The organism is Pararhizobium qamdonense, assembly GCF_029277445.1.
Classification (GTDB): domain Bacteria; phylum Pseudomonadota; class Alphaproteobacteria; order Rhizobiales; family Rhizobiaceae; genus Pararhizobium; species Pararhizobium qamdonense.
In genome coordinates, this window is sequence record NZ_CP119567.1 from 1 (window position 1) to 21,307 (window position 21,307).

At 57.4% G+C, this 21,307-nt stretch carries 17 protein-coding genes and 1 pseudogene; 10 read left to right on the plus strand and 8 right to left on the minus strand.

What is annotated here, in order from left to right:
- The 8 genes from repA to PYR65_RS21340 all read left to right on the plus strand — a co-directional run bounded on the left by repA (position 1) and on the right by PYR65_RS21340 (position 11,546).
- The gene (gene repA / locus PYR65_RS21305; protein WP_276121469.1) at positions 1-1,215 is read left to right on the plus strand and encodes a plasmid partitioning protein RepA; all 1,215 of its coding nucleotides are present in this window, start codon (positions 1-3) and stop codon (positions 1,213-1,215) included.
- A complete protein-coding gene (repB, locus tag PYR65_RS21310) occupies positions 1,212-2,237 on the plus strand; it encodes a plasmid partitioning protein RepB (RefSeq protein WP_276121470.1) in 1,026 nt (341 codons plus the stop codon). The genes repA and repB overlap by 4 nt, the downstream gene beginning before the upstream one ends.
- A 153-nt stretch (positions 2,238-2,390) precedes the next feature.
- Positions 2,391-3,602, plus strand: a complete 1,212-nt coding sequence (gene repC, locus PYR65_RS21315; protein ID WP_276121471.1) for a plasmid replication protein RepC — start codon at positions 2,391-2,393, stop codon at positions 3,600-3,602.
- A 2,427-nt stretch (positions 3,603-6,029) separates the two neighbouring features.
- On the plus strand, positions 6,030-8,243 hold the full coding sequence (locus tag PYR65_RS21320) for a TonB-dependent receptor (RefSeq protein WP_276121822.1): 2,214 nt from the start codon (positions 6,030-6,032) through the stop codon (positions 8,241-8,243).
- A gap of 317 nt (positions 8,244-8,560) precedes the next feature.
- Entirely contained in the window at positions 8,561-8,956 is a 396-nt protein-coding gene (locus tag PYR65_RS21325) for a VOC family protein (protein WP_276121472.1), read from the plus strand.
- Between the two features lie 39 nt (positions 8,957-8,995).
- Entirely contained in the window at positions 8,996-9,517 is a 522-nt protein-coding gene (locus tag PYR65_RS21330) for a hypothetical protein (protein WP_276121473.1), read from the plus strand.
- On the plus strand, positions 9,514-11,079 hold the full coding sequence (locus tag PYR65_RS21335) for a GMC family oxidoreductase (RefSeq protein WP_276121474.1): 1,566 nt from the start codon (positions 9,514-9,516) through the stop codon (positions 11,077-11,079). The genes PYR65_RS21330 and PYR65_RS21335 overlap by 4 nt, the downstream gene beginning before the upstream one ends.
- An 86-nt stretch (positions 11,080-11,165) precedes the next feature.
- Entirely contained in the window at positions 11,166-11,546 is a 381-nt protein-coding gene (locus tag PYR65_RS21340) for a ribbon-helix-helix domain-containing protein (RefSeq protein WP_276121475.1), read from the plus strand.
- Positions 11,547-11,709: 163 nt separating this feature from the next.
- On the opposite strand, the pseudogene PYR65_RS21345 reads toward PYR65_RS21340, so the two are convergent.
- Positions 11,710-12,607: pseudogene (locus PYR65_RS21345) on the minus strand (LysR family transcriptional regulator).
- Between the two features lie 100 nt (positions 12,608-12,707).
- Here PYR65_RS21345 and PYR65_RS21350 point away from each other — a divergent pair.
- Complete coding sequence (locus tag PYR65_RS21350; protein ID WP_276121476.1) at positions 12,708-13,697, plus strand: zinc-dependent alcohol dehydrogenase family protein; 990 nt, start codon at positions 12,708-12,710, stop codon at positions 13,695-13,697.
- Positions 13,698-13,707: 10 nt separating this feature from the next.
- Positions 13,708-13,839: a hypothetical protein gene (locus tag PYR65_RS21355; protein ID WP_276121477.1), complete on the plus strand. Its 132-nt coding sequence runs from the start codon at positions 13,708-13,710 to the stop codon at positions 13,837-13,839.
- Between the two features lie 37 nt (positions 13,840-13,876).
- Here the strand turns inward: PYR65_RS21355 and PYR65_RS21360 are convergent, their stop codons facing one another.
- The 7 genes from PYR65_RS21360 to PYR65_RS21390 are packed head-to-tail and all read right to left on the minus strand — an operon-like array spanning position 13,877 to position 21,252.
- On the minus strand, positions 13,877-15,442 hold the full coding sequence (locus PYR65_RS21360; protein WP_276121478.1) for a sulfatase-like hydrolase/transferase: 1,566 nt from the start codon (positions 15,440-15,442) through the stop codon (positions 13,877-13,879).
- Positions 15,399-16,439 (minus strand): ABC transporter ATP-binding protein, encoded by a 1,041-nt coding sequence (locus PYR65_RS21365; RefSeq protein WP_276121479.1) that lies wholly within the window; start codon positions 16,437-16,439, stop codon positions 15,399-15,401. The genes PYR65_RS21360 and PYR65_RS21365 overlap by 44 nt, the downstream gene beginning before the upstream one ends.
- Positions 16,436-17,257: an ABC transporter permease gene (locus PYR65_RS21370; RefSeq protein ID WP_276121480.1), complete on the minus strand. Its 822-nt coding sequence runs from the start codon at positions 17,255-17,257 to the stop codon at positions 16,436-16,438. Before PYR65_RS21370 ends, PYR65_RS21365 begins: the two co-directional genes overlap by 4 nt.
- Positions 17,248-18,159: a hypothetical protein gene (locus PYR65_RS21375; protein ID WP_276121481.1), complete on the minus strand. Its 912-nt coding sequence runs from the start codon at positions 18,157-18,159 to the stop codon at positions 17,248-17,250. The genes PYR65_RS21370 and PYR65_RS21375 overlap by 10 nt, the downstream gene beginning before the upstream one ends.
- Positions 18,160-18,161: 2 nt before the next feature.
- Entirely contained in the window at positions 18,162-19,262 is a 1,101-nt protein-coding gene (locus tag PYR65_RS21380) for an ABC transporter substrate-binding protein (RefSeq protein WP_276121482.1), read from the minus strand.
- A 35-nt stretch (positions 19,263-19,297) separates the two neighbouring features.
- Positions 19,298-20,101 (minus strand): phosphonoacetaldehyde hydrolase, encoded by an 804-nt coding sequence (phnX, locus tag PYR65_RS21385; RefSeq protein WP_276121483.1) that lies wholly within the window; start codon positions 20,099-20,101, stop codon positions 19,298-19,300.
- Positions 20,098-21,252, minus strand: coding sequence for a TIGR03364 family FAD-dependent oxidoreductase (locus tag PYR65_RS21390; protein ID WP_276121484.1), 1,155 nt, complete (start codon positions 21,250-21,252; stop codon positions 20,098-20,100). Before PYR65_RS21390 ends, phnX begins: the two co-directional genes overlap by 4 nt.
- Positions 21,253-21,307 lie beyond the last annotated feature (55 nt).

Sequence of the window (21,307 nt, forward strand, 5' to 3'; positions counted from 1 at the left end):
ATGCCGCAAACCGCCGAAAAAACAGTCCCTTTAGCCGAAGGTTTGACAGCCTTGATGGAGCGGCATGCCGAAGCGCTGTCTACGCAGCTTCAGGCACATCACCTTAAGGTCTTCCCGCCGACCGCGCAAAAGGGAATCCGAACCTTTGGGCCATCGGAAACAGCCAAGCTGCTGGGTGTGGGCGAATCGTATCTTCGGCAAATTGCCGGCGATATGCCGGAGCTCAATGTCAGCACCAGCCCAGGCGGGCGCCGGATCTTTTCGATTGAAGACATCCACGGCATCCGCAAACATCTGGATCAGATCGGCCGCGGCAACCGCCGCTATCTGCCGCACCGCCGAGGTGACGAGCAGCTTCAAGTCATTTCCGTGATGAACTTCAAGGGCGGCTCCGGAAAGACCACGACGGCTGCCCATTTGGCGCAATATCTGGCCATGCGCGGATATCGCGTTCTCGCTATCGATCTCGATCCGCAGGCAAGCCTTTCGGCCCTGTTCGGCAGCCAGCCGGAAACAGATGTCGGCCCGAACGAAACGCTCTATGGCGCTATCCGTTACGACGACGAACAGCGGCCGATTGAGGAGGTGGTTCGTGGCACCTATATTCCCGACCTACACCTTATACCCGGCAATCTCGAACTGATGGAGTTTGAGCACGATACGCCCCGCGCGCTCATGCAGCGCAAGGAAGGCGATACCCTGTTCTACGGCAGGATCAGCCAGGTCATCGAAGATATCGCTGATAATTACGACGTCGTCGTCATCGATTGCCCGCCGCAGTTGGGTTATCTGACGCTGTCGGCGCTTACAGCCGCTACATCGATCCTGGTGACTGTACATCCGCAAATGCTGGACGTCATGTCCATGAACCAATTTTTGGCCATGACGTCGAACTTGCTGCGCGAGATCGAAAATGCCGGAGCCCGCTTCAACTTCAACTGGATGCGCTACCTGGTCACTCGCTTCGAGCCCAGCGATGGGCCGCAGAACCAGATGGTGGGCTATCTCCGCTCGATCTTCGGCGAGAATGTTTTGAACTTTCCGATGCTGAAGACAACAGCCGTCTCGGATGCCGGCCTGACCAACCAGACATTGTTCGAAGTCGAACGCAGTCAGTTCACGCGATCAACCTATGACCGCGCCTTGGAGGCGATGAACGCTGTGAACGATGAAATTGAATCACTGATCAAAAAAGCATGGGGTAGAACCGCATGAGCCGGAAGGATCTCCTCGGCGTTTCCGTAAACGTCCCGACTGTCGCGCAGGATGGCCCGCCAAAAAACCGCGCCATGCCGCTTCTGGGCGTCACTCGCAAGGAACGCGATCCCGCGACCAAGCTGACGGCCAATATTGGCAACGCCTTGCGTGAGCAGAACGACCGGCTCGGACGTGCCGATGAAATCGAGCGGCGCCTGGCAGAAGGTCAGTCCGTGGTGGACATGAACCCTGCGGATATCGATCCGTCCTTTCTGCAGGACCGCATGCCGGGTGAAATCGACGGCCTGATGGATTCTATTCGCGAGCAGGGCCAGCAAGTGCCTATCCTCGTGCGCCCTCACCCGTCTTTGCCTGGACGTTACCAGGTCGCATTCGGCCACCGCCGCCTTCGCGCCGTGACGGAACTCGGCCTGTCCGTAAAGGCAATCGTTAGGGATTTGACGGACGAGCAACTCGTTGTCGCGCAGGGCCAGGAAAACAGCCAGCGTCAGGATTTGACCTATATTGAAAAGGCGCGCTTTGCAGACCGGCTGAAGGCGCAGTTTCCGCGAGAAGTGATCATGTCGGCCATGTCGCTCCACAAGGGCGATGTGTCGATCATGCTTTCCGTGGTTTCGCGCTTAACCGGAGACTTGATCGACGCGATTGGGGCCGCGCCGGGAGTAGGGCGCCGCAGTTGGGCAGACCTCGCGGACTTCCTGGAAAAAAACGATCGCTTCGGAGAAGCGACGGAATTCGTTTCTTCCGATGATATGCGCCGCCTGCCCTCAGATGACCGGTTCAAGGCCTTGCTCAGCTATTTGAAGCCAAAAGCGAAGAAGGCCGATCCTTTTATCTGGAAGACCAGTTCGGGTGTACCTTTGGCAAAGGTGACGAAAGCCAATGCCAAGCTCGACATTTCCATCGACACGCGAAAAGCCCCGGAATTTGCGGCCTTCGTGCTTGAACATTTAACCGCGCTGTTTGAGGAGCATCGCTCCAAAGCCCGCGCAAAAGATCAACAGACCAACGGAGAGTAAGCCGGGAAAAGAAAAAGGCCCCCTAAACGTTGCCGTCGTGGAAGCCTCTCTCGTCTAAGCAGCTAGAGAATCGCATTTCCTCGAATCACAGTCAAGTGTTTTGGCGCCGTTTTGGCGAGCGAATTTCTTTTGCCTTCTGAAAGGTGAGAGAGAATGCAGTTAGGAAGTGTGACGACGCCGTTCGGGCGGCGGCCGATGACGCTTGCGCATGTGCGGCGGCAAGTGGCATTGGCTGATATCAAGCCGGGCAAGACAGCAGACAAATGGAAAATCTTGCGAGACGCCTCCGCGTCGATGAGCATGCTCGGGATACAATCCAACAGCCTTGCGGTGCTGGACGCACTCTTGAGCTTCCATCCGGAGACCGAGCTGCGCGAAGGCGCCAATCTTATCGTCTTCCCGTCAAACATTCAGCTGGCGCTCCGGGCCCATGGAATGGCCGGCGCAACGCTCCGCCGTCACCTCGCCGTGTTGGTGGACGCCGGCTTGATCGCACGCAAGGACAGCGCAAACGGTAAACGCTACGCCCGCAAGGGCAGCTCAGGCACCATTGAAACGGCCTTCGGCTTCGACCTCTCACCTCTCCTCGCCCGCGCCGAAGAACTGGCCATTTCAGCCCAACAGGTAGTGGCCGACAGGGTCGCGTTGAAGGCAGCAAGAGAAAACCTGACAATATGCCGCCGCGATACCCGCAAACTCATCAGCGCCGCCCTCGCTGAAAGTGCTGACGGCGATTGGCTGGCGATCGAGGCCATGTACATTACCCTCGTCGAAAAATTCCCGGCATCGCCAACGCTGGAGACTGTCACATACCTACTTGATAAAATGCGGAGACTTCAGGAAGAGGTTCTCAAGAGACTGACTTTCAATGAAAAATCAGGAAATCTGAGCAGCAATGATGGTCATATTGAGCAGCACATACAGAATTCACATACCAATTATCCTACTGAATTTGAACCAAGCGCTCGAGCAGATCTGGCGCCAAAATCGAGTAATGTGCCACTCCACACAAAACCGATGAAGAATTTCCCACTCGGATTGGTCTTGAGGGCCTGCCCTGCGATCCTCGACTATGGACCGGGTGGAGATATCGGCAACTGGCGGGACCTAATGTCTGCGGCTGTCGTGGTTCGATCCGTTCTGGGGGTAAGTCCTGCAGCCTATCAAGATGCGTGCATGGCAATGGGTCAAGAGAACGCTGCCGTCGCAATGGCCGCTATCCTTGAACGAGCCAGCTTGATCAAGTCAGCCGGTGGATATCTGCGAGATTTGACCCGGCGAGCAGAACGAGGCGAGTTTTCGCTCGGGCCGATGGTTATGGCTTTACTGAGATACGGAGGTGACGGGGATAAACGATTGGGCTGATGGCTGGCTTCTATTGGAGTTTGCCACTGGAGTTTGCCACGGCAAACTTCTCACTCGGCCTAAGTAAGCATGTTTTGAGGCAACCGCGAACAGGGCACTCACGAGTGCTGTGCTTTCCACGTATCGCTTAAAATGTTTCTCAGAAAAGCTGATACCGTCGGCTTCATGACAGCTTCATTGACCTCAAGCTGAACGCTTTTTTTGAGCACGCGCTTTGCGGTATTAATTTTTGAAGGCAAGGATACTCGGTGCTGGACCGCGCAGATCGGTTGTTAACAGAGCTGGCGACTTGGGCTCGTGGTATGGGAAAGGCGGTCCCGCTTCGATGCGACGCGTTAGTCGAATCAGTGGATGTATACGCACAACTTCATATTTGGCGAAAGATCGACTTTGGACACAGACACGCATCAACCATCGCTTGGAGTGGCAGTTTGCCGCGGCAAACTTTAAAAACTCGATGACGCAACCCTGCAGTGCTGTTGTTAGATTATTGAATCTCCAGCGTCGCCTTGCGACATCGGTTTCAAATAACAGTCATGGAGGCGCAGCTGGCCGAGGTCATTTAAAACCGCAGTTGCGCGCACTTGAAAAAGCTGTCCCGATAAATACTTGATGCGTTTCTAGTAACCGATCGAAGGATCTTGGCATTCAGATGATTGGCAATCAGACCAGCAGAACCAGTGTTCATCTCCATGAAAGCGTCGCCATGCGGGTCTGCGGCTGATGCAAAGTGTTGTCCCGGCGATATCGACATGGGATTGCACACCGCACAGTTATCATCGGCCTTTGTTGCAATTGCATACGCCTCATCAAGCCAGATTGAAAAACTTCATTCGGTGCGGTGGGCAATTGCCTTTGTCATCCAGTCACTCCAATCGATCAGGTCCAAATTCGGCGACTTGAGTGATGACGATCAATTGCCTGTTCGATGAGCAGCCAGTAGCGGATGGGCGGTAAAGCGTGGCCTGACAGATAATTGTACGAGCTGGAATGGTCGGCCGTCGCCCGAACAGGTCGAAGCGGGGAGGGGATCAAAAATGCTAGGCCCGGTCTCCTGCGTCAGCTGACAGTCACCAAATGACCGGTTTCGCTGGTGGATATGTAGTTGATCTAATGTTTCGTGATTCGATCTTTTAACGCTGTGCGGGACAGCTAGGCGGTAGAGGCTTACGGTGAAGGTTGTCGGGCACCCATAGGAGAAATTGTCTGAATCGAGGCAGGCGAAAAAGGACTTATCGGACCGAAGCAAGACTGAGTTTTCGGCACCGGTACCTACGATGGTGTGAGTGTAGTTGCGACGAAAATTCGCAGAGCAATCCCGGAACTGTCTACGCAGATTGAATTGCTGCTATGAGCGGGATACGCGGTCCTGGGCGCGTTCGCGCAGTGTCAGAAAAAAACTCCTCGGCCTGCCGGCGATTTCGGCCCTTTCATGGTTGCTCCAGCGTGTTCGGACCAGACGCTTCGCTGGTTCTGCAAGAACCTGGTTTCGCAACGGAGGCCGGTATCCGCCATCGCGTGGGTCCGCGATATAAGTCGTTTTATCACAGGCGGCCGCAACTGGGAGAATGCCAACCCGGCTTTAGCTTTTCCTCGGGAACGGTGCAGGTAACCGCAATAGGGCAGGGGTGTTGATGCAGGCAGAAAATTTCCCAGCCAGCGTCAAAAGGCGCCGGTTATGCACCGATCGAAGCTATACAGACGTTGGTATTGCACGGTCGACGGCGGCGGACGAAATGGCAGGTTTCATGGCGAGAAGTTCGCTGGATTGGCGCTGCAGGTGATGGACGGCGATCAGTTAAACCAGTCCGTCAATCATCAAATGGTTTTGGGCGGGGATGAATGGCGAGCCGACGCCCCGTATGTTTTTGCCCACAAAACTCAGTGCAACAAAATTTCCGGGGCATGGTCGTCAATCGGGATACCTGTGATCGCTCCTTCACATCAGCTCCGAATAAGCTTTTTTTGACGAATGCTGCCTGGGGCATGACGTGTTACCGTGGCACTTCCTCACCGAGAACTCATCCTGTCAGTTCACATAGGCAGTGGGACAGAAGTTTTGATATTATCGTTCGTTTCACACGATCTCTATAATGTGCGGTTTATATAATTTTTATCGATTTAACCGCACATTGCTCTTATTACATCAATGAGTTTATTCGATCCTCGCGTGTAGATCACTGCCGCCTGTCTCCACTCGATACCACCTTTAACAGCCGCCTGCCAAAAAACCCTCACTCCATGAAAAATCATCCGGCGTCGATCGTCTTACGATCGTGTGTGTTTGTTTGATCCCTATCGAGATCGAACGAGCAAAAAATTGACGTCAATTGCAGATCAAGGGGTGAGAGAGTGTCGAGGGGAATTTTGAGTGTGGTACCGCGTCGATGGAGCCGTGTAGCGCTGGCGGGGGTTTCGCTTGTTGCGATATTGGCTGCGTCTGCGAACGCGCAGGAAGAACAGCGAAATGGGCAGGCCGGCCGCCAGGGCAGAAACGCGAATGTCGTGAATGGAAATGCGACGGCGCTGGAAAAGATCGTTGTAACCGGGCGCAGCAATGGAGAGGCGGTGTCCACCAGTACGATGGGACAGCCTCCAGCGCCTTACGCGGGCGGTGAGGTGGCGACGGGCGCAAGCCTTGGCATGCTGGGAAACCGGCCGGTTCGCGAGACGCCGTTCAGCGTTACCGCGCTGACGTCCAAGCTCATTCGTGATCAGCAGGCGCAGACCGTTGCGGATTTGACGCTGAACGATCCCTCTGTGCGCCAGGACGCGCCGATCTTTAGCGAACGCGACTCGTTCTTCATCCGCGGCTTCTCGGTCACCAATCTCGATACATTCTACGATGGCCTTCCGTATCTCGCCAATCCGCGGCGCAGCTTCCTTGAAGGCATCGAGCGCGTCGAGATCCTGAAAGGGCCGACCGCGTTCGTCAATGGTGGTTTAGGCCGTGTGGGCGGCACGATCAATCTCGTTCCCAAGCGCGCAACCGACGAGCCGCTGACACGGGTGACGACGACCTATATGTCGGATTCACAGCTTGGCACGCATCTCGACTTTGGTCGCCGCTACGGGCCGGAAGGTGAATGGGGGGTGCGGTTCAATGGCGCCTATCGCGGCGGTGATACGCGGCTTGATCACAATGAAACCGAAGTGGGCGTTGCAGCCCTTGGACTGGATTACCGGGGCGACCGGGTGCGCGCCTCGCTCGATGTCACTGCCTCGAAACAGGACATCAACGCGCCGACATCGCTTTTCAACGGCGCGGTTCCCGGCATCGAGATCCCAGAGGCACCGGACGGCGCGATCAATACGGCCAGCCCGTTCGAATATCATGACAGCACCCATCGCATGATTTCAGGCCGCGTCGAGTTCGACATTCTCGACAATACGACGATCTATGCCGCAGGCGGTGCCAGCCGCTACCGGGAGGACTTTTTGACGTCGTCCTATACGATCCTCAATTCGAACGGCGATGCGACGGCGAGCCTTGCCATCCAGCCGCAGCAAATCCAGGGATTTTCAGGAGAAGTCGGCCTGCGCTCGGAATTCGACACGGGGCCGGTTGGCCACCAGCTGGCGATTTCGGTGTCGAAAAGCCTCAACGAAAACTATCGCGGCAGCTTCCTCCCGGGCGCGCTCGGCCTGCCGCCTGCCTATCCCACAAACATCTACGATCCCGTCTACCTGCCGGATGGCTCGGTCGATACGAGCGGTTTCCCGCGCTCAAACGACCTCGTCCTGTTTGCCGATCTTCTCTCCACCAGCGTCGCCATCTCGGACACGCTCTCCTTCTTCGACGACCGGTTTCTGCTAACAGTTGGTGGCCGCTATCAGGATATCCGTTCCAGAGGGTTCAATACGCGTCCCGGCAATCCGGCCTTCCCGGTGGGAGACAGAAACTACCTCTACGAGGAGGATCGTTTCAGCCCGGCCGTGGCCGCCGTGGTCAACATCACCGACGACCTGGCCGTCTATGCCAATTACGTCGAGGCCCTGACGGAAGGCCCGATCGCGCCAGCCACGGCAGTGAACGCGAACGAGGTGTTTGCACCCTATGTTCACGACCAGAAAGAGATCGGCATCAAGTATGATCTCGGCTCCTTCATGCTCACGGCTGCCCTGTTCGAGATCCGTCAGAAAAACGGCTTTACCAATCCCGTCACAAATGTGTTCTCCGTCGATGGCTTGCAGGTCAACCGCGGCATCGAGCTTTCCGTCTTCGGCGAGCCGGTGAGCGGCGTGCGCCTTTTGGGAGGCGTGACGTTCATGGACGCACAACTGAAGAAAACGGCGGGCGGAACGTTCGACGGCAATGAGGTTCCCGGCGTGCCGAAGACGGCGATCAGTCTTTACGGCGAGTATGACACGCCCTTTGTCGAGGGCATGACCCTGACGGGCCGCGTCGTCTATGGTGGCAGCACCTATTACGACCGGGCCAACACGCAAAAGGTCGATGACTGGACCCGCATCGATCTCGGTGCCCGTTACGTCTATGAACGGGAAAACGGCAAGCCGATCGAATTCCGTGCGAATGTCGCGAACGTTTTCAACGAAAACTATTGGGCCTCGTCGGCTCGCGGCTTCCTCTCCGGAGGCGCACCGCGCACGCTGATGTTCTCCACGTCGGTTGATTTCTAACGACATCAACCTGGGATCATCAATGGATTGCTGCGATCGGCAATCTCAGTGAACTGAACGCGCTCGTTGGCGCGTTCAGTTGCCAACCGGGTATTTCTAGTCTTCGGCCAGCTGAGTTTTGGTCTAAGAGGACATGAACCCCGCACGATCGACCAGGAGCGTCGTCGCTCATGCTTCATCGCGAGGCCGTCATTTCTAAGAACGATTTTCTACCAACCTCATAGCGGTTAGCAAAATTGACCCGGTAGTAGCCGAATAATACCTGCTTTCTTTTCTTCGCCTTATAGTCTTCAGCGGGAGTAAGGGAGAGGGATGGCATGGCGAAGTTTGTGCACAGCATGATCAGGGTGTTGGATGAGGCCCGCTCAGTTGATTTCTATGGACGCGCCTTCAATTTGAAGGTTGCGGATCGTTTCGATTTTGAGAATTTCACACTCGTCTATCTCTCCAATCACGAAAATACCTTCGAACTCGAACTGACCGTCAACAAAGGGCAGGACGGGCCATACGCGCCTGGCAACGGCTATGGGCATTCCGCCTTTGTCGTGGATGATGTCGATGCCGAACATGCCCGTTTCGAGGAAGCTGGGTTTTCTCCGCGCAAACTGGTGGATTTCGAACATGACGGCCGCAAGCTGGCGCGGTTTTTCTTCGTCCAGGACCCGGACGGCTACCAGATCGAGGTCATTCAAAAACAGGGAAGGTATCGCTGACAGCGAACGGCACGACGCGTTTTATCATGGGAGGAAGCTATGAAGACTACGAAACGGAGGCTGCTGATCGGCAGCGCGACGGCAGCATTGATGACATCGACCTTGGCGAAGGTTGCCTTTGCCAAATTGCCGCTTGGCCAGGGAAGGTATCCAGACAGCCATAAGACCCTGGTGCGGATGATCAAGGTCATGTTCCCGCACAAGAAGTTTGGGGACGGTCCATACGAGCGAACGGCCGACACGGTCTTCACCGTGGCGGCCAAGACCCCCGCCGGCAATCTCGCCTTGTTAAGCGCGTTGCAGGACCTGCAGGAGAGCGGCTTTAACGCTCTGGATGGCAAGGCCGCCCTCGCCAAGCTTCAATCCATCCAGGACACCGACTTCTTCAAGCTCGTGAAAGGCACCACCGTCACGACGCTCTATGACGACGCGGAGGTCTGGAGTGCTCTCGGTTATGAAGGGCCGAGCTTTGACAAAGGCGGTTACCTCAAGCGCGGCTTCAACGATCTGACATGGCTGCCCGAGCCCAGAATTGAGGAATATGCGGGAGCAGGCCAATGAAACAGATCGCAAAAGACGAACAGGCTGTCGTGATCATCGGATCGGGAGCGGGCGGCGGGACGTTGGCCTATGAGCTGACCAAGGCGGGTATTGCCTGCGTTCTTCTCGAAGCCGGCGCCTATCTGAAGAACGAAGACTACCACAATAACGAATGGGAAGCGTTCCAGCAGATGGCTTGGCTTGACGCTCGCACCACCAGCGGTTCCTGGCGGATAGCCAAGGACTTCCCCGGCCTGCCAGCGTGGATCGTCAAGGCCGTCGGCGGTTCGACCACCCATTGGTCGGGTGCAACGCCGCGCTTCAAGGACTATGAATTCAAGGCGCGCACAACCTATGGCGAAATCGCCGGGGCGACGCTGCTCGACTGGCCGATTACGCTCGCCGATCTGGCGCCCTACTATGACAAGGCGGAGATCGCGATGGGATCGACCCATCGCCATGGCCGCCCGGCACTGCCGGCCAACAACAACTATAAAGTCTTTGCAAACGGCGCTGAACGCGTTGGCTACAAGCTCTATGCGACCGGGCCTTACGCGACAAATGCCGAGCCCTATGACGGCCGGCCGGCATCGATCCAGGACGGTTTCAACTTCCAGGGCGACAAGAGCAAGGCCAAGTGGAGCACGCTCGTGCGCGAAATCCCTAGAGCTCTGGAGACAGGTCTTTTGGACTTGCGCCCGGAAAGTCATGTCGTGCGAATAACCCATGACACGTCCGGAAAGGTCGATACGGTCGTTTACGCAGATAAAAGCGGCGCGCTGCATGAGCAGGCTGCCAAAATCGTTTGCGTCGCCGGCAATTCCATCGAAACGGCACGGTTGCTGCTACTGAGCGAAAGCAGCAGGTTCCCCAAAGGACTAGCCAACAGCTCGGACCAGGTGGGCCGCAACTACATGCGGCATCTGACCGGATCCGTCTACGCACGATTCGACAAGCCCGTGCATATGTACCGGGGCGAGACCATGGCCGGTATCATTGCGGACGAGTCCGTTCACAAACCCGATCGCGGGTTTGCCGGCGGCTATTACATGGAAACGCTGTCTCTGGGTCCGTCATTCCTTGCCGCCTTTGCCGAGCCGGGTGCATGGGGTCCGGAGTTTGCTGAAATCATGGATGCCTATGACAACACGGCGGGCATGTGGATCGTCGGCGAGGACATGCCGCAGGCAACGAACCGCATTACTCTTTCCGCTACCGTCAAAGACCAATGGGGCCTTGCCGCCCCAAACGTGCATTTTGACGATCACGCCAATGATGTGGCGATGCGGACATATGCCTATGATCACGCACAAAAGCTCTACGCGGCTGTTGGCGCCATCGATTCCCACCGCACTCCGCCCTATCCTTCGACCCATAACCTTGGGACATGCCGCATGAGCGAGAAGGCGGAAGACGGGGTTGTCGACAGATGGGGCCGCGCGCATGACGTTCCCAACCTGTTCGTCTCGGACGGATCGGTGATGACGACGGGCGCTGCCGCCAACCCGACCTTGACGATCGTCGCACTGGCCATCCGGCAGGCCGAATATATCGCGGATGAGCTCAAGAAGGGCAATATCTGAAGTTGGACAGGGGCCGCAGCGCTGCGGCCCCTGTCCATATTTCCAAGCCATGCTATCCTGATTGCGGAGTGGAGAAGGACCGGACCGTGTGCAGATTGTTCATCGGCGCAAATTCGCAGCTTTGGGAAAGCCAGACGCGCTCCATCCGCATGGATGGAATGGTGACGAGCGTACGGCTTGAGACGATGTTCTGGACAGTGCTGGAAGGGGTCGCCGCAAAAGACGACATGAATGTTCCCCAGCTTCTGCACCAGCTCTACAACGAGTCCATCGACGAGGGTCACGATCTCGGCAATTTCACATCGTTCCTAAGGGTCTGTTGCCTCCGGTATATCGATCTCCAGCTTAAAGGCCTTCTGGCGCCGAACGGTCAGAATATCCTCTCGACGGACGAGATCCTCACCATGGAGGCAAAACTCCACCATCTGCAGACCGAAAAAGTCACGGTCCCCTCGCAAAAACATTAGGTGTTGCGGTACTTTTTATGAGACCGAGGATATTGGAGCTTTTGGAAATATCCGGAAGCCGTTCGCTCTGTTGCGGGCTCTTGATCCGAAGAACTGTGGAGCCACCAGGACAACCTTCTGTCGTCCACCACTCTCGCAAACTCAAAGTAGGCAATCCCCGACGCTACATTTTGGCAGGCAAGGCCTTGGCCAACTCGTCGATCGCCAACCGGACACCGAACGGCACATGCGCCGTCTTCATCCACACCGCATGCACCGGATACGGAAACCGGCTCTCGTTAGGAAAGACGTTGACAAGAGCGCCAGCGTCGAGCCTGCCTTTGACCAGCCATAGCGGCAGCCACGCAAGGCCTTCTCCTGCGACTGCGGCGTCGGCGATTGCGTCCAGATCGTCAAGACGAAAGCGTCCGCTGACAGCGATCTTCACATCTGGCCCGGGCTCTCGTGGGAATACCCATGGAGCGACAATTCCTGAGCGGCGGTAGAGGATCGCCTTGTGAGCCTCGATGCCGGAAATCGTTGATGGCGCCTCGCTCGCTTGCAGATAGGCGGGAGATGCGACAACGATCATGTTCTGCGTTGCGAGCCGCCGGGCGATATGATCCGTCCTGTCCGCCAGCTCTCCGGTGCGGACAGCGAAGTCGTATCCCTCTTCCGCAAGGTCGCTGATGCGATCAGTCAAGGAGAGGTCGAGCTGGAGCGCCGGGAAGCGGCGCGCCAACTGCAAAAATATAGGCATCACGCAAAGCCTGCCGAAATGGACAGGCAAACTGACCCTCAGCCGCCCGCGGGGCTGCGCCAGATCCTCAGCGACCAAAGCGTCGGCGGCGTCTGCCTCCGCCAGGATCGAGCGGCATCGTTCGTAATACGCTTTGCCGGGCTCCGTCAAACTTTGCTTTCGCGTGGTACGATGCAGCAGCGTGACACCAAGACGGTCTTCGAGAAATCGTACATGCTTGCCCGACCATCGGTCCGGAAATCTCGAAAGCGTCCGCAGCGGCGGCGAACGATCCAAGCTCCACCGCCTTGACGAAAACTGCCATGCTGGTCAAACGATCCATATTCGAAACCACTGGTTAGTTCTGGGGTTAGCGATCGGCCATTTATTCCTTCGCGCACGAGATTCATAGATCATTCCAAACAATATTGGGAGTGATCATCATGGCACGCGCTATCGTATTCCACCGGCATGGCGGACCGGAGGTGTTGCGGATCGAGGACATCGACACGCCTGTTCCTGGCCTCAGTGAGGTTCGCATCCGCGTAAAAGCGTTGGGGCTTAACCGCGCCGAAGCGCTGATCCGGGAAGGCACTTACATCGAAAAGCCGACATTTCCGGCACGGCTCGGACTTGAGGCATCCGGCATCATTGACGCGGTCGGCGCAGGCGTCGAAGGATTGTCGCTTAGTGATGCGGTCAGCGTCATTCCTCCGCTATCGATGACCACCTATCCGACCCATGGCGAGTTCGCCGTCCTGCCGGCCGGCCATATCGTCAAACACCCCGCAAACCTTGGCTGGGAGGAAGCCGCCGCTGTCTGGATGCCATTCCTGACGGCCTATGGCGCCCTTGTGGATCTGGCGCAATTGCGTCCGGGCGAGCCCGTTGTCATCACCGCAGCATCGAGCAGCGTGGGCATTGCCGCGATCCAGATTGCCCGCAGGATCGGCGCCATCCCTCTTGCGCTCACCCGCACATCGGCGAAGCGGCAGGCTTTGCTCGACGCCGGAGCGGAACATGTGATCGCCACCATGGAAGAGCCGCTTCCCGAGCGGCTGCGGCAGATTGCCGGTTCCAACAATATCCGGGTCATTCTCGACGCGGTCGGCGGGCCGATGGTCGGCGCGCTTTCGGATGCCATGTCAAAAGGCGGCATCCTCATCGAATATGGCGGTCTCGATCCGCTGCCGACACCGTTTCCACTGGCTGCAGCTTTATCAAAGAGCCTGACCTTGCGAGGATATCTGGTGCACGAACTCATCCGCAATTCGGCCCGCCTGGAACTTGCGAAGGCCTTCATTGTCGAGGGACTGACCTCCGGCGCGTTCACGCCGCAGATCGCCAGGACCTTCGTGTTTGACGATATCGTCGAAGCTTACCGCTATCTCGAATCCAACACGCAGTTTGGCAAGGTTGTCGTCACTCTTTAGGCGCGGGTAAATGCTGGACGAGCAGCCATGGGAACATGGCGCCAACGTTCAACGAACTGCATGCGTCGGAGTAGAAGGCGCCGAAGCGGGTATCGAAGAATATCTCGAAATCAAGGCTTTCCACATGGCTGGCCTCACCTGAGCCCGGTTAAACTCAGGAGCACTAAAGGCGCACCCAGTCATCGTCCAAACTGACGTTGCGCGTATCTCTCTCCATAGAGCCGGTCACCCACAGCTTGAAGGCAGGACAGTTCTTCGTTCTCATGGCTGAGCCGATGGTTGAGCAGCCGTTCAAGGCCTTCGGTGCGAAATGTCCGCATTGCGGGATCGGCGGTGCGATCGGTTGACTCGTGAGGGTCTTCTGTGAGGTTGTAGAAGACCGGCGGAAGGCCGGGAAAATGGACGTATTTGAATTCCGATGTGCGGACGACATGAAGGTTACAGAGTGCGGAAGGCAGGCTCAGTTGGCGTTCGAATGTGAGGTCGCGCAAATTCCGGAAATCGTGGCTCCAATATACGGCATCCCGCCACGCCGTCGATTGCCCCATCAGATGCGGCAGAAGGCTTCGGCCATCGAGATTGATATCGTGTTCCAAGCCCAGGAGATCGATGAGTGTCGGAAAAACGTCGACGGCTTCGGTGAACGCGCCGATGGTCTTGCCGCCGGGCATTCCAGGTGCCCGGATGATCAGCGGGATGTGGGCTGAAGCGTCAAACCAGCCCAGCTTTCCCAGCAGGCCATGATCGAAAAGCTGTTCACCATGGTCGCCGGATAGGATGAAAATCGTGTTCTCCCACGAATTCCCAGCCTTTAGCGCGTCGATAATACGCCCGACGTGAAAGTCGACCTCCAGGGCGAGTGCGGCATAGGCCCGGCGAATGGCGCGGATCACCTCGGGGGAGGCTTGGTGCGGCGCTCCGCTCGCGTTCGGAACAAAGCTTCCAACACTGAGCGTGTTTCGGTAGGCTTGCATCAATGGGTGTTCGGCTTTCGCCCTGTAAGGAATTTGGGGCAACTCGACAGACTGCATGTCGATCTGTTCAAGCCAATGGCTCGCTGCGGCAAACGGTGGATGCGGTGCGATATAGGATATGTGGGCAAAGAGGGGCTCGGTCCCCTGTGTCGAAAGATGGGCCAGAAATCGATCGGTGAGGAAGGCCGTCTCGGAATCCTCGGCGTCGAAGACGGTGGGTTCCCCAAGATTGCGAAGTTTGAAGACCTGGTCCCGTCCTTTCGACGGATCGGGAACATTGATGCCTTTTTTTATTAGATGGGCGATCCATGGCCGCGCCGCCTCATCGAGCAGGCAGCCGATGTCGAGGCCGGGAGCGACATTTTCATAATTCGCCCGCGCCGGATCGCCGGCCGTCAGCTGACGCGGGTCCAACGTCGTATCGGTGTAGCCGAATAGAATGGGCGCATATCCTACCGCGCGTGCCGCCTGAAACAGCGTACGATGCCGGGCATCCAGAGGACTGCCATTTTGAATGGAGCGATGTTTGTGCGGATACAGTCCCGTCAACAGGCTGGCGCGGGCTGGTCCACATGGATAGGCTTGGCAATAATGCGCGGCAAAACTCACGGCTTCTGCCGCCAGGGCATCCAAATTGGGCGTGTTCAGCCAACTCTTGCGGCCAGGTGCAAGATCGCCGCGCCACTGATCGACCGTGATGAAGACCACATTCGGGCGTTTTGAGACGTCAGTTTGCGAAGACATGCGCATCCTCGGACCGAAAAGCAACATTCAGCTGGTCTCCAGCGCGCACAGTTCTTACGTCGCGGCTTGCAGCGTCGAGGCTGAGGCGAATCTGGCCATCGGGACCTTCGGCGACGAGGTTGAGGCGCGTGACAGGCCCCTGATATAACCGGGCCTCGACCTGGGCCCGCAGCCCCTTTCCGTCGCCACAGATCATCAGGTCTTCGGCGCGAACGAAGATCGGCACGGGGCCGCTCTGCGCCGGTGACGGCAGCGTGAAAAAGTCTCCAAGGCGAAGCATGCCGTCCCGTGGCTCAAGGAGAATTCGATTGCGTGTCCCAACGAAATTGGCAGCAAATTCGGTTGCCGGGCGATCGTAAAGTTCTTCGGGGCTGGCAACTTGATCGATATATCCGCCTTGCATGATGACGACGCGATCGGCGATGGCCAGCGCCTCGGCCTGATCATGCGTGACGAGGATTGCCGTTGTGCCAACCGCCTTTTGGATACGTGCGATTTCATCGCGCAAATGATGGCGAACTTGCGCGTCCAGTGCCGATAAAGGTTCGTCCAGCAAGAGGACATCCGGGTTTGGAGCAAGTGCTCTGGCCAGAGCGGTGCGTTGCTGTTGGCCGCCGGACAACTGGTTCGGATGGTGATCGGCCCGCTCCGACATCCCAGTCAGATGCAGCAATTCGTCAACCCGCTTGGCAATCAATTTGGACGCTTCACCTGCGACCTTGAGCGGAAAGCCGATGTTTTCACGGACGGTCATGTTCGGGAACAGCGAATACCCCTGAAACACCATGCCAATACGGCGCTTTTGCACGGTCAATGCGGTGACATCCTTGTCTCCAAACAGAATACGTCCGCCATCCGGCTTGGCAAGCCCTGCGATGATGCGCAGCAATGTGGTCTTGCCGCATCCCGAGCTTCCAAGCAGCGCAATCATCTCTCCCTTTTTGATCTGGAGATTGATGCCGCGCAGGGCAGGCTTGTCATTGAAGCTCTTCGTGATGCTATTGATTGAGATCGGGGTGCTCATTTGGAAATCTTTCCGTTTGTCATGGCGTTGCCGTTGAGCCAGATCACCGCAACCGAAAGGACCAAGGTCACGACGAAGTTGATGATCGTCATTACTGCCAGAAGATTGTAGTCCGCATCCGCGCCCTTCAACATGTTCAAGAGATAGAGTTGAGCCGTCTCGAACCGCGTTCCCACCAGCATCTGCGCCAGGGCGATTTCGTTAAAGGACGTTCCGAAGGCCATGATCAAAGCGGTTGCGATGCCTGCCGTAACGTTCGGAAGAATGACATGCCCGATGGCTTGCCCGGTGTTTGCGCCGCAGCAGCTGGCAGCCTCGGTCAATTGTTCGACCCGTGCAGCGGCCATGGCATTGTCGAGCGTCCAGTATACGAACGGAAAGGCGATAGCGACATGCGAGAACATCAATAACCCGATGGTGCCCTGAAGCGACGGGAAATAGTCGCCCGTGAACTGGAGCAGCCCGAGTGCGATCACCAGGATCGGCAGTGCAAAGGGAATAGCCGCCACGACCTGCAGAACATTCTTGATGGCAGGGTTGACCACCCGCTGCCAGTAGATCGCCGGCAGTGCGAGGATCACCGTCACCAACGCGACGACGACAGCGAGCATTATTGTTCGCAACAGCACTGCCGTAAAGCGGCTGTCATGCATCGATTTGATCCAATGCGCGATCGTGTAACCCTCAGGCAAAGGGTTGGTCGTCCAGACCGTTGCAAGCGAATACAAAAATGTCGCAATCATTGGAAGGGTGACGTAGGCAACGATCAGGCTGAGAAAGCCCAGACCGTTCCAGCCGAACTGCGGTTTCAAAGCCATCTTGCGCCCCTTTTCAAGAGAATGCGGTAAAACAGCAGGGATACGAAGGCAAAGATCATCAGCAGCGAGGCCATGACCGGCATCCGGTTGTTACCAAACAGCGAGCCGAGCATGGTGCGGCTCATATCGAGCGTAATCAGCGGATAGGCCGGGCGTCCTTCGGAGGACAATGCAATCGGCAAACCGTAAAGGCTCAGCGATGACGTGAAGATCAGGATCCAACCGGCACCGATATAAGGAAGCAGCACGGGCAGCCCGACATATTGCCAGAACTGCCTTCGGCTCGCACCGCAGCATTGGCAGGCCTCCCACCAGTCGTCACGAATGAGCGCGACGGCAGGCAGGGTAAGAAGGACGAACATCGGCACGAAACTATATTCATAAGCGATCACAAAACCCCAAAAGCTGCTCGGCGGCGGCGGTGCGAAGTCCAGGCCAAGCGAGCGCATGGCCAAGGTGATCATGCCGTAAGCACCCAGCGTGGCCATAAAGCCGAAAGCCAAACCGATACCCGAGAAATTCTGAGCGACTGTCAAAAGTCCGAGATTGAAGATGCGCGACGCGTGTCCCATTTTAGTGATCAGCCAAGTCAAGGGCGTGCCAACAATTGTTGCAATCGAAGCCACGGTTGCAGCCAGCAGGATGCTGTTCAAGATTGCCTGCCGGGCAGAGCGGCTTGAAAGCACGTCACTCCAGTTGCTCAAGGTGAATCCAGATCCGGTGGCGTCTGCGAAACTGCCACGGATGAGGATCAAGCAGGGTATGACCAACAGGGAAATGCTAACGAGGATGATCGGCAGGGCCGGTCCCCATGCGAAAAGCCAGTGCCGGAGAGCCGCGACGAGGACTGATCGCCCCCGCCGGCTTTCCGGCGCAACGTCCTGTGCGCCGATGATCGACATTGTCAGCCTCCGGCGACTTCATCGACCCAATACTGCGCCAGTTGCGCGACATCAACGGCCGACCAATCGTCGATCTTGATGACATGCGCATACTGTTCGTCGGGCAGCCAGCCTTTGCGGGCCTCGGAAGGCAGGTTGAGATCGCCGAGCACCCACCGGATCGGACGCGCGCCGAATTTGGCGAAAGCGGTTTGAGCCTCGTCCGAAAGGACATAGTCCAAGAAAAGTTTGGCGATATTCATCTTGGCCGTATGGAAGCCGTTGATCATTGCCGCCGAGGGGGCGTAAATCGTCCCTTGCGGAATGATGACCTCGCAGTTGATACCCTTCTCCCGCAAGGCTGCAGCCTGTGCGATGCAATTGAAGTCGTACTTGAGCTGGATCGGCACTTCGCCACGCTCCATTGTCGCCGCATTGTTCGCGCCGGATGCCATCTGCGGCAGCAGCTTGCGGGCATAGTCGGCGCCCGGAGCCATATCCTTTTCAGAGCCGCCATGTGCATATGACCAGGCAAGAAACAGAGCCATCTGGGTGCCACCCATTCCAGATGCATCCACCGCACTGACGAGACCCTTGTACTCCGGCTTTAAAAGGTCGTCCCAGGTGCGCGGGACGTTCTTGACGACATCGGTATTGACGATCATCGCGGGCACACCGGCAAAGGTTGCCACCCAGCCACCCGTCTTCGCCTTCAGGCCGTTGGGAAGCTTGTCCGCTGATGGCGGCAGATAGGGCGGCAGCACGCCCCGCGCTTCGGCAACCGGTCCAAAGAGAATGCCGATGTCGCCAGAAACTGCGACAGGGTTGCCGCGCTCGGCCTCATATTTCAGAATTTCTTCCATTGATCCCATGTCAGTATCGATATGGGTATACGTAAAATCGTATTTCTTCGCCATCAACGCCAGCACTTCCCCATAGTTCGCCCAGTTATCGGGCATGCCATAGGTGATGTAGGTCTCGGCTTCCTTGCGCGCTGCTTCCACATCGGCAGCAGCCTTCCAATCGTCATTTGCGGCGAAAGCCGCACGGGGCAGCAGCGCTGCTCCGGTGGCCAGGGCCGTCATCGTCAACATCTTGCGGCGGCTCATCATTGTTGTGGTCATGGTGACATCTCCAAATCGGAAGGTTTCAGGTTGGATCAGGGGCGCTCGCCGGCGGCGAGATGACGGTCAATTTCGTCGATCACCGGCAGGAGATCGGCAATGGTTTCGATCGTGAAATGGGCACCGGCTTCGCGGAATTTCGCGGCGGCCTTCTCGGCCATTGCGGCGCGCTCAGCGGGCGTCACGGCGGCCAGTTCCTCTTCAGACAGACCAGTCTCGTTGCCGCTTAAAGTAAGGCCTATCGTCCAGGAACCGGCATTGCGGCCCTCGGAAATCCCGACGGGTGTGTCATCGACCTTGACCGTGAGATGGGCTGCGCTCAGATCAAGTTCGACGAAATTCAGAAACATGCCGGCTGCCGATGGCCTGCCGGCGATGACTTCGTCGCAGCAAACCAGGAAATCGGTTTCGACCTTCTGCTGCGCGGCGATAGGAAGAACCTGTTGCATGATTGTGCGCGTATAGCCCGTTGTCGATCCGATCTTCAGGCCTCGCTCGCGCAGAGCCATCAACGCGTCTGCAGCCCCTGGTATCGCCGCCGAATGGCTTGCGGCAGACGCGATATTGAGCGGCAGGAACGTCTCATAAACGAGATCGATAGCGGCTTGATCGGGGGCCTTTCCATAAACGCTCGCCCAAGCTTCGGCAACGCGCGGCTGGGTAAGGATTGCCTCGATATGGTCCCGTTTGGCACGGCCCATCGGCGCGCGCGCTTCCTCCAACAGAATAGTAACGCCGAGGCTGGCGAATGCTTCGATAAATGCGCCCATCGGGGCGCGCGATCCGAAATCGACGAGCGTGCCCGCCCAGTCGAAAATGACAGCTTCAATCTTGCTCATGCGAGGGCCTTTGCCGTTTCAGATTTGGGATTATAGAGGTCGGCGATCACTTGCTCTGCGAGAGCAAAGCCGGTGGACGCGCCCGTTCCGCCCGTGACCATGACCAGCCGGATGTTTTGTGCAGGGCGCTCGACCAGGATCGTGCGGGTCGCCGAAGACGTGTAACTGCCGCACCAGCGTTCCGTGACCTTCCGCGCCGGTAGGTCGAGGACCTCGTCAAAAACCTGAAGGATCAGATCATCGAAATCGGCGCGAGCGAAGGGGTCGGGCTGGGGGCCATAGGAGTGGCTGTCCCCCACGATCAGCGAACCATCCGCCGATTGAACAGTGATCAGATGGACGCCTGCTGCCCGGATCGCGGCCGCTTCGGCGTCGAGGCGGGCGATCAAAGGTTGCGCACACTCGAGTTGGGAAAAGCCCTCATACCGGGCGAGCGAGTGGTCCGACATCATCGCCGATGCAAATGCCGGCATATTCTGAGCGGTCACGCGCAGCATCTGCAACGTGCATTTCGTCAGATCGCGCGATGCGATCAGTTCCGGAAACAGGGTGCTGAAATCGTCGCCGGGGCAAACAACGATGCTTTCGCCTTTGACCATGCCGCCAGCCGTGACAACGCCGTCTTCCGTGACATCCCGTGCGGCCGTGCACCAGCGGAAATCGACGCCGTGGTGCTGTTCCAGCCATGCCGCGATTTTCGGGAGCGCCTCCCGGCTTTCGACGCGCAGTTCATGGGGCGAATAAAGGACATCTAGGAGACCGCCCTGCCTCAGAGGCGGCAATTTTTTTATCGCTTCATCCTGCGACAGAAGCCTGCAACCAGCGCCCATGTCTGTGGCAAGAAATCCGTGCAGGACATCTGAGGCCTCTGGCCGGTAGGCCGGCATCACCAATCCGCGTTGCAAAATCTGGATTCCGGCCAGATCCGCGACTTCAGCCCAAATGTCACGGCTGCGCCGGGCACGCGCCCAGTGAGCGCCCGCCTTCTGGCCGCTGATGGTGATAAAACCGAAATTGCGGATGGAAGCACCGTTGGCGCGTGCATCGCGATCGATCACGCAAACCGTTTTCTGAGCCTTGGTTGCAGCCAACGCCACGCCGAGGCCGACGATTCCACCCCCTACAATGACAACGTCATATTTGTCTCGCATAAGTCATTCCGTGCCGTTTGAGTACGACAGGACCTATGCCATTTGTATGTAACAA

Coding starts and splice junctions, on each gene's coding strand:
- repC (WP_276121471.1), top strand. CDS start 2,391: ATGCAGTTAGGAAGTGTGACGACGCCGTTCGGGCGGCGGCCGATGACG.
- PYR65_RS21390 (WP_276121484.1), bottom strand. CDS start 21,252: ATGCGAGACAAATATGACGTTGTCATTGTAGGGGGTGGAATCGTCGGC.
- PYR65_RS21350 (WP_276121476.1), top strand. CDS start 12,708: ATGGCACGCGCTATCGTATTCCACCGGCATGGCGGACCGGAGGTGTTG.
- PYR65_RS21370 (WP_276121480.1), bottom strand. CDS start 17,257: ATGGCTTTGAAACCGCAGTTCGGCTGGAACGGTCTGGGCTTTCTCAGC.
- repA (WP_276121469.1), top strand. CDS start 1: ATGCCGCAAACCGCCGAAAAAACAGTCCCTTTAGCCGAAGGTTTGACA.
- PYR65_RS21375 (WP_276121481.1), bottom strand. CDS start 18,159: ATGTCGATCATCGGCGCACAGGACGTTGCGCCGGAAAGCCGGCGGGGG.
- PYR65_RS21380 (WP_276121482.1), bottom strand. CDS start 19,262: ATGACCACAACAATGATGAGCCGCCGCAAGATGTTGACGATGACGGCC.
- PYR65_RS21365 (WP_276121479.1), bottom strand. CDS start 16,439: ATGAGCACCCCGATCTCAATCAATAGCATCACGAAGAGCTTCAATGAC.
- PYR65_RS21355 (WP_276121477.1), top strand. CDS start 13,708: ATGCTGGACGAGCAGCCATGGGAACATGGCGCCAACGTTCAACGAACT.
- repB (WP_276121470.1), top strand. CDS start 1,212: ATGAGCCGGAAGGATCTCCTCGGCGTTTCCGTAAACGTCCCGACTGTC.
- PYR65_RS21325 (WP_276121472.1), top strand. CDS start 8,561: ATGGCGAAGTTTGTGCACAGCATGATCAGGGTGTTGGATGAGGCCCGC.
- PYR65_RS21330 (WP_276121473.1), top strand. CDS start 8,996: ATGAAGACTACGAAACGGAGGCTGCTGATCGGCAGCGCGACGGCAGCA.
- phnX (WP_276121483.1), bottom strand. CDS start 20,101: ATGAGCAAGATTGAAGCTGTCATTTTCGACTGGGCGGGCACGCTCGTC.
- PYR65_RS21360 (WP_276121478.1), bottom strand. CDS start 15,442: ATGTTGCTTTTCGGTCCGAGGATGCGCATGTCTTCGCAAACTGACGTC.
- PYR65_RS21335 (WP_276121474.1), top strand. CDS start 9,514: ATGAAACAGATCGCAAAAGACGAACAGGCTGTCGTGATCATCGGATCG.